This window comes from Acidovorax kalamii (assembly GCF_002245625.1).
GTDB classification, from domain to species: domain Bacteria; phylum Pseudomonadota; class Gammaproteobacteria; order Burkholderiales; family Burkholderiaceae_C; genus Acidovorax; species Acidovorax kalamii.
Genome location: NZ_NOIG01000011.1, coordinates 520,339 through 536,884, shown reverse-complemented (window position 1 = coordinate 536,884; position 16,546 = coordinate 520,339). Strand labels below are relative to the sequence as shown.

9 protein-coding genes are annotated in these 16,546 nt (G+C 66.9%); 5 read left to right on the top strand and 4 right to left on the bottom strand.

Annotated elements, in window-relative coordinates; genetic code table 11:
• Positions 1-10: 10 nt before the first annotated feature.
• The 4 genes from CBY09_RS19260 to CBY09_RS19245 all read right to left on the bottom strand — a co-directional run bounded on the left by CBY09_RS19260 (position 11) and on the right by CBY09_RS19245 (position 9,776).
• A complete protein-coding gene (locus tag CBY09_RS19260; RefSeq protein WP_094291155.1) occupies positions 11-1,120 on the bottom strand; it encodes a cell division protein FtsZ in 1,110 nt (369 codons plus the stop codon).
• A gap of 16 nt (positions 1,121-1,136) precedes the next feature.
• Positions 1,137-4,661, bottom strand: coding sequence for a chromosome segregation protein SMC (gene smc, locus CBY09_RS19255; RefSeq protein WP_094291154.1), 3,525 nt, complete (start codon positions 4,659-4,661; stop codon positions 1,137-1,139).
• A gap of 294 nt (positions 4,662-4,955) precedes the next feature.
• Positions 4,956-7,979 carry a bifunctional diguanylate cyclase/phosphodiesterase gene (locus tag CBY09_RS19250; RefSeq protein ID WP_240515782.1) on the bottom strand — a complete coding sequence of 1,008 codons (3,024 nt, stop codon included), beginning with the start codon at positions 7,977-7,979 and terminating at the stop codon, positions 4,956-4,958.
• Positions 7,980-8,315: 336 nt separating this feature from the next.
• Positions 8,316-9,776: a short-chain fatty acyl-CoA regulator family protein gene (locus CBY09_RS19245; RefSeq protein WP_094291152.1), complete on the bottom strand. Its 1,461-nt coding sequence runs from the start codon at positions 9,774-9,776 to the stop codon at positions 8,316-8,318.
• Positions 9,777-9,924: 148 nt separating this feature from the next.
• Here CBY09_RS19245 and CBY09_RS19240 point away from each other — a divergent pair, with 148 nt between their 5' ends.
• The 5 genes from CBY09_RS19240 (at position 9,925) to CBY09_RS19220 (ending at position 16,450) form a co-directional block, all read left to right on the top strand.
• Complete coding sequence (locus CBY09_RS19240) at positions 9,925-10,320, top strand: acyl-CoA thioesterase (RefSeq protein WP_094291151.1); 396 nt, start codon at positions 9,925-9,927, stop codon at positions 10,318-10,320.
• A complete protein-coding gene (gene prpC / locus CBY09_RS19235; RefSeq protein WP_094291150.1) occupies positions 10,317-11,474 on the top strand; it encodes a bifunctional 2-methylcitrate synthase/citrate synthase in 1,158 nt (385 codons plus the stop codon). Before CBY09_RS19240 ends, prpC begins: the two co-directional genes overlap by 4 nt.
• Positions 11,475-11,645: 171 nt before the next feature.
• Positions 11,646-14,282 (top strand): Fe/S-dependent 2-methylisocitrate dehydratase AcnD, encoded by a 2,637-nt coding sequence (gene acnD / locus CBY09_RS19230; protein WP_094291244.1) that lies wholly within the window; start codon positions 11,646-11,648, stop codon positions 14,280-14,282.
• 35 nt (positions 14,283-14,317) lie between these two features.
• On the top strand, positions 14,318-15,511 hold the full coding sequence (gene prpF, locus CBY09_RS19225) for a 2-methylaconitate cis-trans isomerase PrpF (RefSeq protein WP_094291149.1): 1,194 nt from the start codon (positions 14,318-14,320) through the stop codon (positions 15,509-15,511).
• 78 nt (positions 15,512-15,589) lie between these two features.
• The gene (locus tag CBY09_RS19220; RefSeq protein ID WP_094291148.1) at positions 15,590-16,450 is read left to right on the top strand and encodes an isocitrate lyase/PEP mutase family protein; all 861 of its coding nucleotides are present in this window, start codon (positions 15,590-15,592) and stop codon (positions 16,448-16,450) included.
• Positions 16,451-16,546: the final 96 nt, after the last annotated feature.

The window sequence follows — 16,546 nt, the reverse complement described above, 5'->3', positions numbered from 1 at the left end:
GCACCAGCACTCAGCTGAACAAGCGCCGCGCCAGCACGGAGCCCGCCGACAGATCCCGCCCATCAAGCTGGTCGTACAGCAGCTCCAGGTCGCCCGCGATCGGGTCCATCGCCATCGCGGGCAGCGGGGTGCCGTTCTGGTCGCACAGCACACCGTCCATGGCCTGGCACAGGGCGGCGGCCACGTCGCGCAGGCGCGCAAAGGGCTGTTCGGTGCGGTGGACCTGGGCGACGTCCAGGCTCAGCGTGATGTCGCGAATCGCGGACTGGTCGGGGTCATCGGCCAGGGCCGCCTGGGTGTCGAAACCCAGGGTGAGCAAGGGCGGCAGGCCCTGGGTGCTGGCGGGCAGCACCAGGCGGCCGGGCATGGCGCCGGGCACAAAGCCCAGACGGGCGGCATTCTGCTGCACGTAGCCGGGGCTCCACGCGGCCTGGCGGGCGCGCAGCATGAACATGAGCTGGGCGTCGTGGTCGCTGGCGAACTGGTCCAGCTCGCGGGCGCGGGCTACTTCCTGCAGCATGTCGGGGAAGTCGGGGGCAGCGTTGATGGCGTCTGCAAAGGCCTGGGCCTTGACCACGAACTCGGAGAACTCGATCTCGTTCAGCGCCCCCATGCGGTTGGCCAGCTGCACGCCCGCCTGGAACGACTGGTAGCGCTGGCCGGGGGCCGGGGTTTCCCACTGCTGGGTGGCTTCGTTCAGGCCTTCGATGGCAAAGGGCTTGCTGCCTGCACGGCGGGTGGGTGGCAGCGCGGCCAGGGCTGCGTCGCCGGACACGACATGCTCAGGCTGCAGCGAGGCGATCACATCGATAAGCGGGTCCAGCCCAGGGCGGCGCTCTGAGGAGAACGGAGGTACGGGCAGTTGCAGCGTATCGCCCTCGTCCACAGCGTGGGTGGAGGGGTCTGGGCCCCGGTCCAGACCATGGAACTCGCCGCTGGGCACCGCTGCAGCGGCATCAAAGCCGGGCTCCTGGCGCAGTGCAGGTTCTGCCGCATGTTCGCTGTCCTGCGGCAAGGCGCGCTTGGGCGCGTTGCGGCGCGAGGTCCAGGTGTTGTAGGCCACGATCAGGGCCAGCACCAGGCCACCGATGATGGCCAGACTCAGTTGCAATGTGCTCATGTTTGAATGAATGGGTTCAAGCGTCCACCATCGACAAAGCGGACTCCATGTCCACCGCCACGATGCGCGACACGCCCTGCTCCTGCATGGTCACGCCGATCAGCTGCTCGGCCATTTCCATCGCGATCTTGTTGTGGCTGATGAACAGGAACTGCGTACCCTTGCTCATGCTGGACACCAGCTTGGCGTAGCGTTCGGTATTGGCGTCGTCCAGGGGCGCGTCCACCTCGTCCAGCAGGCAGAACGGCGCGGGGTTGAGCTGGAAGATGGCAAACACCAGCGCGATGGCCGTGAGCGCCTTTTCGCCGCCTGACAACAGGTGGATGGTCTGGTTCTTCTTGCCGGGCGGCTGCGCCATCACCTGTACGCCGGAATCGAGAATTTCGTCGCCCGTGATGATGAGCTTGGCCTGGCCGCCGCCGAACAGCTCGGGGAACATGCGGCCAAAGTGCGCGTTCACGGTGTCGAAGGTGCCCGAGAGCAACTGGCGCGTTTCGCCGTCGATCTTGCGGATCGCGTCTTCCAGCGTGTTCATGGCCTCGGTGAGGTCGGCGGTCTGCGCATCGAGGAACACCTTGCGCTCGCTGGCCAGCTTCAGTTCATCCAGCGCGGCCAGATTGACCGCGCCCAAGGCGGCGATCTCGCGGTGCAGGCGGTCGATTTCGCCTTGCAGGCCGCCCATGCGCACATTGCCTTCAGTGATGGACTGTGCCACCGCCTCCAGGTCGGCCTGGGCGTCGGCCAGCAAGGTCGTGTACTGCTCCAGGCCCAGGCGCGCGGCCTGCTCCTTGAGCTGGAATTCGGTGATGCGCTGGCGCAGCGGGTCCAGGGCACGCTCCAGCTGCATGCGGCGTTCATCACTCGCGCGCAGCTTGGTGGTCAGGTCGTCGTATTCGCTGCGCTGGGCGCCCAGGGCCTTTTCGCGCTCCATCTTCAATTCGAGCGCAGCTTGCAGGCCGCCTTGGGCGGCGGCGTCAGAGAGACGGGCGAGTTCATCGCGCGCACGCTGCTCTTCGTCGGCCAGGGCCTTGGCCTGCTGCGTGGCGGTTTCGATAGAGCGGTTGAGCTCGGCGCGCCGCGCCTCCAGGCTGCGCTGCGAGAACGTGGCCTCCTGCGCCTGGCGCTCCAGAGTGCGCTGCTGCTCGCGGCACGCGGCCAGCTTGCGTTCGGCCTCGATGACTTTGTCGCCCAATTGGGCCTCGCGCTCCTGGCTGTCGGCCAGTTGCATGTCCAGCTCTTCAAAGCGTGCCTCGGCGGCCACGCGGCGCTCCTGCAGGTCGGCCAGCTGGGCCTCCACCTCAGCCAGGTCGCCATCGATCTGCTGGCTGCGCGCGCGGGTTTGTTCGGCCAACTGCGTGAGGCGCAGGGTCTCGACCTGCAGCTCATGGGCACGGCTCTGGGTTTCGGTGGCTTCGCGGCGTGCGGACACCAGGCGTTGCGAGGCGTCGGCATAGGCAGCCTCGGCGCGGACCAAGGCGGTGCGCGATTCCTCGGCGATCAGGGCCTGCGCGCGCAGCTCCTTTTCAAGGTGCTCGATCTCCTGCGCGCGGGCTAGCATACCGGACTGTTCGGAGTCCTGCGCATAAAAGCTCACGCTGTGGGCGCTGACCGCATGGCCCGTGGGCACAAACACCACCTCGCCGGGCTGCAGCTGGCTGCGGCGGGCCAGAGCGTCGTCCAGCGTGGGCGCGGTGTAGCAACCCTGCAACCAGTCCACCAACACGGCGCGCAGGCCCGCATCGTTCAGGCGCAGCAGGTCTGACAGGCGGGCGTGGGGGGACGATGTTTCTGGGTGGCCCGCGGCGGGGGCGCTGTAAAAGGCCAGGCGCGCGGGCGGTGCATCCGTGCCGCCGGAGCCCAGGAAGCCGCGCACCATGTCCAGGCGCCCCACTTCCAGCGCTGCCAGGCGCTCGCGCAGGGCCGCTTCGAGCGCGTTCTCCCAGCCAGGCTCAATGTGGATACGGCTCCACAGGCCTTGCAAGCCGTCGAGGCCATGTTTGGCGAGCCAGGGGCGCAGCTTGCCATCGGTCTTGACCTTTTCCTGCAGCGCCTTGAGCGCCTCCATGCGGGCCGACAACTCGGCCTGGCGCGCGCTTTCACTGTTCACGGCCTGCTGGCGGGCACGGCGGTCTTCGTCCAGCTGGGGCACGGACTCCTGCAGCTCGTACAACCGTGCCTCGGTGGTTTCCGCAATCTCTTGCGCTTCTTCGAGTTGCTCGCGCAGATTGGTCAGGCGGGCTTCATCGGGCGCAGCCAACGCATTGCGGTCGGTGCGCAGGCGTTCAAAGCGGGCGTCGAGCTGGCGGCTTTGCTCGTCAAAGCTGCGCTGCTCGGCAGCGAGCACGCCGATCTGCTGCTGCACCTGCACCACGCTGCTGCGCTGCTCTGCCGTGCGGGCCTGGGCCTGGCGCAGCGCTTCTTCCAGATCGGGCAGCTGCATAGCCTGTTCTTCAACTTGGGCGGCGAGCAGCTCCGCACGCTCTTCGGCGTCCACGCCCGCACCGGCCAGGTTTTCCAGCTCCACGTCGGCGTCTTCCTTGCGGGCCTGCCACTGGGCGATCTGCTCGGCCAGCTGCACCAGGCGCTGCTCCACGCGCTGGCGGCCTTCGACCACATAGCGGATCTCGGCTTCGAGCTTGCCGACCTCGGCCGTGGCTTCGTAGAGCTTGCCCTGGGCCTGGTTGACCTGGTCACCAGCGGCGTAATGGGCCTGGCGGATGGTTTCGAGGTCGGACTCGACCGCGCGCAGGTCGGCCATGCGCGATTCGAGGTCGTTCACGGCCTGCAGGCCGTCCAGGCGCACCTTGTTCTGCTGCTCTTCGGCTTCGGCCCGCTTCAAAAACCACAGCTGGTGCTGCTTGAGCGTGGCGTCGGAGTTGAGCGCGTTGTACTTGGCGGCCACCTCGGCCTGTTTTTCGAGCTTTTCGAGGTTGGCGTTCAGCTCGCGCAGGATGTCTTCGACCCGCGTGAGGTTCTCGCGCGTGTCGTGCAGGCGGTTTTCAGTCTCGCGGCGGCGCTCTTTGTACTTCGAGACACCGGCGGCCTCTTCGAGGAACAAGCGCAGCTCTTCGGGGCGCGATTCGATGATGCGGCTGATGGTGCCCTGGCCGATGATGGCGTAGGCGCGCGGGCCCAGGCCCGTGCCCAGGAACACGTCCTGCACGTCGCGGCGGCGCACGGGCTGGTTGTTCAGAAAGTAGCTGCTGGTGCCGTCGCGGGTGAGCACGCGGCGCACGGCCACCTCGCCGTACTGGCCCCACTGGCCGCCTGCGCGGTGGTCGGAGTTGTCGAACACCAGCTCCACGCTGGCACGGCTGGCCTGCTTGCGGGTGGTGGTGCCGCTGAAGATCACGTCCTGCATGCTCTCGCCACGCAGCTCGCTGGCCTTGCTCTCGCCCAGCACCCAGCGCACCGCGTCCATGATGTTGGACTTGCCGCAGCCGTTCGGGCCCACCACGCCCACCAGTTGGCCGGGCAGCATGAAGTTGGTGGGTTCAGCGAACGACTTGAAACCGGAAAGCTTGATGGAGGTAAGACGCACGGGTCAGGGGGCGGGCAAAAATGGGAGAAGCGGGGATGGGAAGCTGCGCCGGACGGGCGTTCCGGCGGGGAACACGCCGGCGGCAGCCACGGCGGAATGATACCGCGCCGCCTGCGTGCCCCCCTGCTCTGGCGGCTTGGGGCGGCTTCCTAAGCTGTGTATTGCGGAAACATTTGGTTAAAACAGGCCTTCCCGCGCATCCAGCATGACTCTACAGCTATCAATTTTGAACAACCAAACCCGGCTGGGTCACCCGGCAAACAGCGCCTGGAAAGCCCTTGCCCCGCCCGGCGTTCAGGCCTGGGGCGGCAACCCGTCTACCGCATTGGTGCGGTGCACCAGGGCCTCGAACTCGGCCACGGGCAGCGGGGGGCTCAGCAGGTAGCCTTGCCAGGCATGGCAGTTGTGCCGCTCCAGAAACTCGCGCTGCGCCTCGGTTTCCACCCCCTCGGCGATCACGCGCAGGCCCAGGCTGGTGCCCAGGGCCACCACGGTGCGGGCAATGGCCGCGTCGTTGGGGTCGGTGAGCACGTCGCGCACGAAGCTCTGGTCGATCTTGAGCTGGTCGAGCGGCAGGCGCTTGAGGTAGCTCAGTGAGGAGTACCCGGTGCCGAAGTCGTCGAGCGAAAAGCCCACACCGTAGCCCTTGAGCTGGCCCATCTTGTCGATGGTGTCTTCCACATCTTCCAACAGCAGGCCTTCGGTCATCTCCAGCTTGAGCTGGCGGCCATCGACCCCGGCACCGGCCAGGGCGGCGAGCACCTGGGCCACAAAGCCGCTCTGGTGGAACTGGCGCGGGCTCACGTTGACGGCCAGGCTCAGGGGCGCCAGTGCGGGCTGCAGGGCCCACGACGCCAGGCGCTGGCAGGCGGTCTTCAGTACCCATTCGCCCAGCGGCAGGATGAGTCCGGTCTCCTCGGCCAGCGGGATGAAATGGGCGGGCGACACGAATCCATCGCGCGGATGGCGCCAGCGCAGCAGGGCCTCGGCGCCGATGATGCGGCCATGGTCGATCTGAGGCTGGTAGTACAGCTCGAACTGCCCCTGGGCCAGGCCCGTGCGCATGTCCAGCTCCAGCGCGGCCCGCGCGCTCACGGCGGCCTGCATCTTGGGATCGTAGAAGCGCAGGGTGTCGCGGCCCGCGTCCTTGGCCTGGTAGAGCGCCAGGTCTGCGCGCTTGAGCAGCTCGTCCGCCGTCTCGCGCATGCCGCTGAACACCGCCACGCCCATGCTCAGCGAGCTGTGGTGCGTGTCGCCATCGAGCAGGTAGGGCTCGCGCAGCACGGCCAGGATGCGCTGGCCCACCTCTTCGCCGCGTGCCGCCGCCTCTTCGGGGCTGGCGCCCAGGTCTTCCAGCACCACCACAAACTCGTCGCCGCCCTGGCGGGCCACGGTGTCGTCTTCATGCACGCAGCCGCGCAGGCGGTGCGCCACCTGCAACAGCAGGGTGTCACCCCGGTCGTGGCCCCGGGTTTCATTGAGGGTCTTGAAGTTGTCCAGGTCCAGCATCAAAAGCGCACCGCTGCGGTGGTGGCGCGCACTGGTGGCCAGTGCCTGCTGCAGCCGGTCCATCAGCAGGCGCCGGTTGGGCAGGCGGGTGAGCGGGTCGTAATACGCCAGGGTGTTGATCTCTTCCTCGGCCGCCTTGTGCTGGCTCAGGTCCTGCATGGTGATGAGGCGCCCGCCATCGACAAAGATGCCGGAGATCTCCACCGGCTTGAGCTTGCCGTCGGCGCACCGGATGGTGTATTCGGCGGCGGGGATCACGCCCTGGTTTTTGGCCTCGATCAGCTTTTGCCGGGTGGCATCGCGCTCCACCGCGTCCGGGTAGGCGCGCTGCCACCAGGTGTCCACATCGGGGACTTCTTCCTGTGTGTAGCCGCAGATCTGCACATACCGCTCGTTGCGGAAGCTGATGAGGCCATCGTCCTGCACCAGGCACAGGCCCATGGGCAGGCGCTCCAGGATGCTGCGCAGGCGCTGCTCGTTGGCGCGCAGGGTTTCTTCCATGCGCTTGCGCGAGGTGATGTCCTGCACCACGGCAATGTGGTGGCCGGTGAACCACATCGACGACACGGTGAGGTCGCCCCAGACCACATGCCCGTCCTTGTGGATGTAGCGTTTTTCGAGCCGGTACTCGGGCAGGTCGCCGCTCTTGAGGCGCCGCACCTGGGCCATGTCGGCGGCCAGGTCGTCGGGGTGGGTGAGGCTCTGGAAGGTCTTGCCCACCAGCTCCTGCACGCTGTAGCCCAGGATGTCGGCATAGCGCTGGTTGGCACGCAAAAACTGGCCGGTGTCGGAATCCACCTGCGCCACCCCCACGGTGGCCTGGTTGAACAGGGCACCAAACCGCTCTTCGCTTTCGCGCCGCGCGTCGTCCGAGACCTGGGCGCGCACCAGCGCCAGGGTGCGCTGGCGCACCAGCAGCCCCACCGTGGACGCGGCCAGCAGCGACACCAGCACACCAGCCAGCCCCGCCAGCAGCGGCAGCCGCGCCTCTTGTGGCGCCAGGAACGAGCGCGTGGGATAAAAGGTGAGCTGCCAGCGCCGGTCGTGCACCACCAGGTCGCGCACCAGTGGCCGCGCGCCGGGCAGGCCGGGCGAGGTCTGCTCCAGCAGCGGGCGCACCGTGGTGTCGCGGGCGTCCGTGCGCACCGGGCCCTGGTCGGTCATGGCCACGGCGATGCCATTCAGAAAGCCCTGGCTGCCGAGGCCCTGCACCAGGTCGTACACCCGCAGGGTAGAGGCCACGGCCCCCACAAACCGCTGCTCGGCCGTGCCCGCCGTGGGGTCGAACACCGGCACGCGGATCACGATGCCCTGGCGGTATTTTTCTTCCTGGATCAGGTCGAATGGCGCCGACACCACGGTCTGGCCGCTGTCGCGGCTGTAGCGCATGGCTGCCAGATTGGTGGGCTGGGCGCTGATGTCCAGGCCCAGCACCCCTTCGTTACCCACCATGGGCCAGAGGTACTCGGCCACAAAGTATTCGGCACGCTCACCCGGCGGGTGGATGCGGAAGTTGGGGAAGCCATAGGGCGAGAGCGAGGTGTCCACCCGCACGCGGGCCTCGTAGGCTTCGCGTTCCGGGCCTGGCACCCAGCGGGTGAACGACAGGTTGCGCACCCCCGGGTAACGTTGGCCCACTTCCATCTCGCTGGCGGCGCGCTCGAAGTCCAGCCGCGACAGATGGGGGTTGGCAGTGAACAGGCCCCGCAGGCCGTTGACCACCTCCGTGTGCCCGGTGATGCGCTGGCTCAACGCATCGGAAAAAGCCCGCGCCTCCTGCACAAACCGCGCTTCGTCAATTTGTGCCATCGAATCCGCCTGGTGCGCTCCCAGCCACAGGCTGAGGCACAGCCCCAGCGCGGCCACGCCCAGGCCAGACCACCAGTGCCTGTAGCGGCCCGGCGCAAGCGGGCCGGCCGGGAGGGGGGAACTCGGGGGGAGAGTCAGACGAATGCCTCAGCCGGGGAGCAGGTTGGTGGGACGCCAGCCAGGCAACAAGTCGGCCAGCCAGAGCGGGATGGACGCAGGATAGCGGCAAACCCGGCCCAGCGGCACCAACATTTTGTTACCGCGCAACATTCAATAAAAAAGTGCCGTCTCCGCAACACTGTCATGCCTTGCAAGCTATGAAATGATGAGCGCATTTCATGACCGGTGGGTCGCGGCCAGCGGCGCAGCCACCGGATATGGGGCAAAACGGCTGTGGTTCTCATTCACATCCAGCGCCCGCCCGATGGGCGGGAAGGCGCGCTGCGGGCAGGCGTCCCGCTCGCACACCTTGCAACCCATGCCAATCGGCACGGCGGCCTCGGGGTTGGCGAGATGGAGCCCGCGTGAATACACCAGCTGCGGCGCGTGGCGGATGTCACAACCCAGGGCTACGGAGAACTCCTTGCCGGGCACACCCCAGCCGCCGCCGCTGCGCGATACCACACGCGCCACCCACAGGTAGGCGCGGCCATCGGGCATGCGTGCCACCTGCGGCACGATGCGGCCTGGCTGTGCGAAGGCCTCGTACACATTCCACAGTGGACAGGTGCCGCCGATCTTGCTGAAGTGAAAGTGTGTGGCCGACTGCCGCTTGCTGATGTTGCCCGCGCGGTCTACCCGGATGAAGAAGAACGGCACGCCGCGCGCACTGGGGCGTTGCAGGGTGGAGAGGCGGTGGCACACGGTCTCAAAACCCACGCCAAACTGGTGACCCAGCCGGTCGATGTCGTAGTGCGCCGCTTCGGCCGCCCGCAAAAAGGCCGTGTAGGGCAACACCAGCGCCCCCGCAAAGTAGTTGGCCAGACCGATGCGCGCCAGCGCCCGGGCCTGGTCGCCGGACAACCCGGCGCTGTCGGCCAAGCGCTGCAGCTCGGCGCCCTGCTCCAGAAACGCCAGCTGCGTCGCCATCTGAAACGCCCGCTGCCCCCGCTCCAACCCCGCCGCCAGCTGCAGCAGCCCGGCCTCGGCCTGGAACACGCGCTGCGCCTGGCCAGGCAGGTCGGCCGCATCCACCACGCGCACCCCGTGGGCCACGAGCAGGCGTTGGGCCAGCGCCTCATCGGCCCGGCCGGGCAGCAGGCCCCACTCGGCGGCACATCGCTCGGCCGCGTCGTCCAGCTCGGCAATGTGGTTCTGGCGCGCAAAGAAGAAGTCGCGTACTTCTTCATAGGCCATGGGTGGGTGCGGGGCCAACACGCCCTCGCCGCTGCGGTCGTTGCCCAGGGCCGCCAGCCGCTCCAGCGCCTGGCGGTGCCGCTGGTGCAGCGCCAGCAGCGTGCGCGCCACGGCGGGCATGCCGGCGGCCAGCTCGCGGATCTCGGCGAGCGACACGGCTTCGCCCGCGCCCTCCCCGCCCACACCTGCAGGCAGGTCGGCCAGCACCTCGCGCAGGCCGGTGATAAGGCGCGCCTCGTCGTCGTCAGAGAACCGCTGCACGTCCACCCCGAACACAGCGTTGATCTTGAGCAGCACAGGCACGGTGAGCGGACGCTGGTTCTGCTCCAGCTGGTTCAGGTAGCTGGCCGACAGGTCCAAGGCCCGGGCCAGTGCCACCTGGGTCATGCCGCGCTCTTCGCGCAGGCGGCGCAGGCGCACGCCCATGAAGGTTTTTTTCATTGTTTCTTTCGCAGTGGGGCAACGCCATTCGTTCGCAAAACCAATTTGCAAATCATTCGCAAGCTTTGCAAATCACAGAAGACGCCTTCGCAATCATTCGCCAATTCAGGTCTTACGAAGGGATGCCATTGTGCGTAAATTGCGAAGCATGACAACCCCTCAAGGCACCGTCGAGCTGACGGAGATCGTCTTCCCCGCCGAAGCCAACCACTACGGCACGCTGTTTGGCGGCAACGCCTTGCAGCTCATGGCCAAGGCGGCGTTTCTGGCAGCGCGCGGCGCCGCACAGCGCGATGTGGTGATGGCGGGCGTGACCGACGTGCGTTTTCTGGCCCCTGTGCCCGTGGGCCATGTGCTCACGCTGCGCGCCTGGGTCACCCGCGTCGGCCGCAGCTCGCTCACCGTGTGCGTGACCGGTCTGGCCGCCACGCTGGGCTCGCCCCAGGATGAAGTGCTGAAGGGGATTTTTGAAATGGTGGCGGTGGATGGCAAAGGCCGCCCCACTGCCATCACCAACACATACGTAAACCAGGAGACCGCATGACTACCACCGTTGAAACCCCGGGCTTCAAGCCCAAGAAGTCCGTCGCGCTCTCGGGCGTGACGGCGGGCAACACCGCCCTGTGCACCGTGGGCCGCACGGGCAACGACCTGCACTACCGGGGCTACGACATCCTCGACATTGCCGAGGTCTGCGAGTTTGAAGAAATCGCCCACCTGCTGGTGCACGGCAAGCTGCCCACACGCGCCGAACTGCGTGCCTACAAGTCCAAGCTCAAGGCCCTGCGCGGCCTGCCGATGAGTGTGAAGCAGGCGCTGGAGCAACTGCCCGCCGCCAGCCACCCCATGGACGTGATGCGCACGGGCGTCTCGGCCCTGGGCTGTGCGCTGCCCGAAAAGGATGACCACAACCTGCCCGGTGCGCGCGACATTGCCGACCGGCTCATGGCGTCGCTGGGCTCCATGCTGCTGTACTGGCACCACTGGGCCAGCTCGGGCCGCCGCATCGAGGTGGAGACCGATGACGACTCCATCGGCGCGCACTTCTTGCACCTGCTGCACGGATCCAAGCCCAGCGCGGCGTGGGAGCGCGCCATGCACACCTCGCTCAACCTGTATGCCGAGCACGAGTTCAACGCCAGCACCTTCACCGCCCGCGTGGTGGCAGGCACGGGCAGCGACATGTATTCGGCCATCACCGGCGCCATCGGCGCGCTGCGCGGACCCAAGCATGGCGGCGCGAACGAGGTGGCTTTCGAGATCCAGAAACGCTACGACAGCCCGGATGAGGCCGAGGCCGACATTCGCCGCCGCGTGGAGGCCAAAGAGGTGGTCATTGGCTTCGGCCACCCGGTCTACACCGTGAGCGACCCGCGCAATGTGGTCATCAAAGGCGTTGCGCACAACTTGTCGCAAGAGGCTGGCAGCACCAAGATGTATGACATTGCCGAGCGGCTGGAAACCGTGATGTGGGAGGTCAAAAAGATGTTCCCCAACCTCGACTGGTTCAGCGCCGTGAGCTACCACATGATGGGCGTGCCCACCGCCATGTTCACGCCGCTGTTCGTCATTGCGCGCACAAGCGGCTGGGCGGCGCACATCATTGAGCAGCGCATCGACAACAAGATCATCCGGCCGAGTGCGAACTACACCGGGCCCGAAGACCTTGTTTTTGTGCCTATCGAACACCGCGCTTGAATCTCGCCTCCCCTTTCTTCCTCCCTCTCCCCTCGCGGGAGAGGGCCGGGGAGAGGGGGTGAACCCGCACAGCGTCACCTTGCAACCGCCCCTCTCCCCCAACCCCTCTCCCGCGAGGGGAGAGGGGAGTGAACAGCCGGGCACCACAATGCCCCGCCACTTCAGTCCATGATGAACACCCTGTTTCGCCGCCCTTTGCCGGGCACTGATCTTGACTACTTCGACGCCCGCGCCGCTGTCGAGGCCCTGCAGCCCCGCGCCTGGGCCACCCTGCCCTACACCGCCCGGGTCCACGCCGAAAACATCGTGCGCCGCGCCGATCCGGACACCGTCAACGACTGCCTGTGCCAGCTCATCGAGCGCAAGCGCGACCGCGACTTCCCTTGGTACCCCGCACGCGTGGTGTGCCACGACATCCTGGGCCAGACGGCGCTGGTGGACCTGGCGGGCCTGCGCGATGCGATTGCCAAAGAAGGCGGTGACCCGGCCCAGGTGAACCCCGTGGTGCCCGTGCAGCTCATCGTGGACCATTCGCTGGCCGTGGAATGTGGCGGATTCGACCCCGATGCGTTTGCCAAGAACCGCGCCATCGAAGACCGCCGCAACGAGGACCGCTTTCACTTCATCGAGTGGACGAAAAAAGCCTTCGCCAACGTGGATGTGATCCCGGCCGGGAACGGGATCATGCACCAGATCAATCTGGAGAAGATGTCGCCCGTGGTCCATACCGATCGGGGTGTGGCCTACCCCGACACCTGCGTAGGCACCGACAGCCACACGCCGCATGTGGACGCGCTGGGGGTGATCGCCATCGGCGTGGGCGGCCTGGAGGCCGAGAACGTGATGCTGGGCCGCGCATCGATGATGCGGCTGCCCGAGATGGTGGGCGTGGAGCTGACCGGCCAGCGCCAGGACGGCATCACCGCCACCGACGTGGTGCTGGCACTCACCGAGTTTTTGCGCAAGGCCAAGGTGGTGGGCGCGTACCTGGAATTCTTTGGCGAAGGCGCCGCCAAGCTCACCATTGGCGACCGCGCCACCATCTCCAACATGGCGCCGGAATATGGCGCCACGGCGGCGCTGTTCAGCATCGATGAGCAGACGCTGGACTACCTGCGGCTGACCGGCCGCGAGGCCAGCCAAGTGAAGCTGGTCGAAACCTATGCCCAAACCGCCGGTTTGTGGGCGGATGCGCTCGCGGGCGCCGTCTACGACCGTACCCTGCGCTTTGACCTGTCTACCGTGGTGCGCAACCTGGCTGGCCCCTCCAACCCGCATGCGCGCGTGGCCACGTCCGACCTGGCCGGCCGGGGCATTGCGGGCCCCTGGGCGATGCCCTCGCCCGGCGAAGGCACGATGCCCGACGGCGCCGTGGTGATCGCCGCCATCACCAGCTGCACTAACACCAGCAACCCGCGCAATGTGATGGCCGCCGCCCTGCTGGCGCGCAACGCCCATCGGCTGGGCCTCACGCGCAAGCCCTGGGTCAAGACATCGCTCGCGCCGGGCTCCAAGGCAGTGGAGCTGTATTTGAAGGAAGCCGGTTTGCTGGCCGATCTGGAGGCGCTGGGCTTTGGCATCGTGGCCTTTGCCTGCACCACCTGCAATGGCATGAGTGGCGCGCTGGACCCTGCGATTCAGCAAGAGATCATCGACCGCGACCTGTATGCCACCGCCGTGCTCTCGGGCAACCGCAACTTTGACGGGCGCATCCACCCCTACGCCAAACAGGCGTTTTTGGCCTCGCCCCCGCTGGTGGTGGCCTATGCGATTGCGGGCACGGTGCGGTTTGACATAGAAAAGGATGTGCTGGCGGTGGTGGATGGCAACCCCATCCGGCTCAAGGACCTGTGGCCCAGCGACGCAGAAATCGACGCCGTGGTGAAGGCCGCCGTCAAACCCGCACACTACCGCGCCGTGTACGAGCCCATGTTCGCCATCCGGCGGGTTGATGGCGAGCGCGTGTCGCCCCAATACGACTGGCGCCCGCAGTCCACCTACATCCGCCGCCCGCCCTACTGGGACACCGAGGGCATTGGCGCACTCGCAGCCCACCCGCGCACCCTGCAGGGCATGCGCCCGCTGGCCATCCTGCCCGACAACATCACCACCGACCACCTGTCGCCGTCCAACGCCATCCTGGGGGACAGCGCTGCGGGTGAGTACCTGGCGCGCATGGGCGTGCCGGAGGAAGACTTCAACTCCTACGCCACCCACCGGGGCGACCACCTCACTGCCCTGCGCGCCACGTTTGCCAATCCGCAACTGCTCAATGAGATGGCGGTGGTCGATGGCAAGGTCCAAAAAGGATCGCTGGCCCGCGTGGAGCCCGAAGGCCAGGTGATGCGCATGTGGGAGGCGATGGAGACCTATATGCACCGCCGCCAGCCGCTCATCATCATCGCGGGCGCCGACTACGGCCAGGGCTCCAGCCGCGACTGGGCTGCCAAGGGTGTGCGGCTGGCAGGGGTCGAGGTGGTGGTGGCAGAGGGGTTTGAGCGCATACACCGCACCAATCTGATTGGGATGGGGGTATTACCGCTGGAGTTTGAGGCGGGCACCAGTCGGCTGACGCTGGGCCTGGACGGCACCGAGACCTTTGACGTCGAAGGCAAGCTGAAGCCCCGCACACGCCTCACGCTGATCGTCCGGCGCAAGAATGGCGAAGTGCTCAACGTTCCCGCAGTCTGCCGCTTGGACACCGCCGAAGAGGTCTCCGTGTACGAGGCAGGTGGCGTTCTGCAACGCTTTGCACAAGACTTCCTCGCCAAGAGTGTTGATAAAAAGCAGGCCTTGGCGCGCGCCTAGCAAGCGCCAACCGCTATCAAATTTGATATTCCTCCATGAGCACCTCGTTGGCACCACAGATCCGCATCCCCGCCACCTACCTGCGCGGCGGCACCAGCAAAGGCGTGTTCTTCCGCCTTGACGACCTGCCCGCCCCCGCCCAGCAACCCGGCCCCGCGCGCGACGCGCTGCTGCTGCGCGTGCTGGGCAGCCCCGACCCCTACGGCAAGCAGATCGACGGCATGGGCAATGCGTCCTCCAGCACCAGCAAGGCCGTGATCCTCTCGCGCAGCACACGGCCAGGGCATGACGTGGACTACCTGTTTGGCCAGGTGTCCATCAACCAACCCTTCGTGGACTGGAGCGGCAACTGCGGCAACCTCTCGGCGGCGGTGGGTCCCTGCGCCATTCACATGGGGCTGATCGATGCGGCGCGGATTCCGCAGGACGGCACCATCCCCGTCCGCATCTGGCAGTCCAACATCGGCAAGACCATCGTGGCACATGTGCCCATCACCCACGGACAGGTGCAGGAAACGGGCGACTTTGATCTGGACGGTGTGACCTTTGCCGCCGCCGAGGTAGCGCTGGAGTTCATGGACCCGGCGGACGACGGCGACGCAGGGGGAGCCATGTTCCCCACGGGCAACGTGGTGGACACCTTGGAGGTGCCCGGCGTCGGCAGCTTCGCCGCCACGCTGATCAACGCGGGCATTCCCACCATTTTTCTCAACGCGCAGGACCTGGGCTACACCGGCACTGAGCTGCAAGGCACGATCAATGGCGACCCGGCCGCACTGGTGCGCTTCGAGGCCATCCGCGCCCACGGCGCCCTGCGCATGGGCCTCATCCAACACCTGGGCGAGGCCGCCACCCGCCAGCACACACCCAAGATCGCCTTCGTCGCGCCGCCCGCCAGCTACACGGCCTCCAGCGGCAAAGCCATTGACGCCAAAGACATCGACCTGCTGGTGCGCGCGCTCTCCATGGGCCAGCTGCACCACGCCATGATGGGCACGGCAGCCGTAGCCATTGGCACGGCAGCGGCCATACCGGGCACGCTGGTCAACCTGGCAGCGGGCGGTGGCGTGCGCAGCAGCGTGCGATTCGGTCACCCCTCGGGCACCCTGCGCGTGGGGGCCGAGGCAGCGCAACTCAACGGCCAATGGAAGGTGACCAAGGCCCTGATGAGCCGCAGCGCCCGCATTCTGATGGAGGGCTGGGTGCGAGTGCCTGGCGGTATTTTTTGAGGTTTTTTGGCCTCTTCCGCGCATCCATCATCCTCTTATAGCTATCAAAACAGTAGCAAATCAAGATCCTTGCGACTCATGAACACCAAACAACAACTCAAAGCCCTGGCCCAGGCCCGCCGGGGCGTCATCGTGCCCGGCGCATTCAACGCGCTTTCCGCCCGTGTGGTGGCCGACCTGGGCTTTGAAGCCCTCTACGTGACCGGCGCAGGCGTCACCAACATGTGGTTCGGCTTGCCCGACCAGGCCTTCATGGGCCTCACGGACATCGCCGACCACACGGCGCGCATCCGCGATGCGGTGGAGCTGCCGCTCATCGTGGATGCCGACACGGGCTTTGGCAACGCGCTCAACACTTACCACGCGGTGCGTGTGCTGGAGCGTGCGGGGGCCGACTGCATACAGCTCGAAGACCAGGTCAGCCCCAAGCGCTGTGGGCATTTCAACGGCAAGGAGGTGATCGGCATCGACGAGATGCTGGGCAAGATCAGGGCCGCCGTGGACGCGCGCCGCGACGCGGGCACCCTCATCCTGGCCCGCACCGATGCCTGCGCCACCCAGGGCTTCGAGGCCGCCGTGGAGCGCGCCCAGCGTTTTCAGGAGGCGGGCGCCGACATGCTGTTTGTCGAAGCCGTCACCACCCTCGACGAGATCCGCGCCCTGCCCCGGCGGCTGGCTGCGCCGCAGCTCATGAACATGGTGATTGGTGGCAAGACCCCCATCACCAGCGCAGAGGAGCTGGCCACGCTGGGCTACGGCCTGGTGCTGTATGCCAACGCCGCGCTGCAGGGTGCCGTGGCGGGGATGCAAAAGGCGCTCACGGTGCTGCGCGAGCAGCGGCGCATCGACGAAGACCCAGCCTTGGTGGCACCGTTTGCCGAGCGCCAGCGCCTGGTGCGCAAGGCCGAATGGGACGCGCTCGAGACCCGGTACACCTGAGACCCTCACCCGCGCCCCGGCACCTCACGGAGCGGGCGCAAACCGGCGGGCGGGGTCGGGGGCGTGTTTGTTTACCCACACAGCGCCACACAAAAG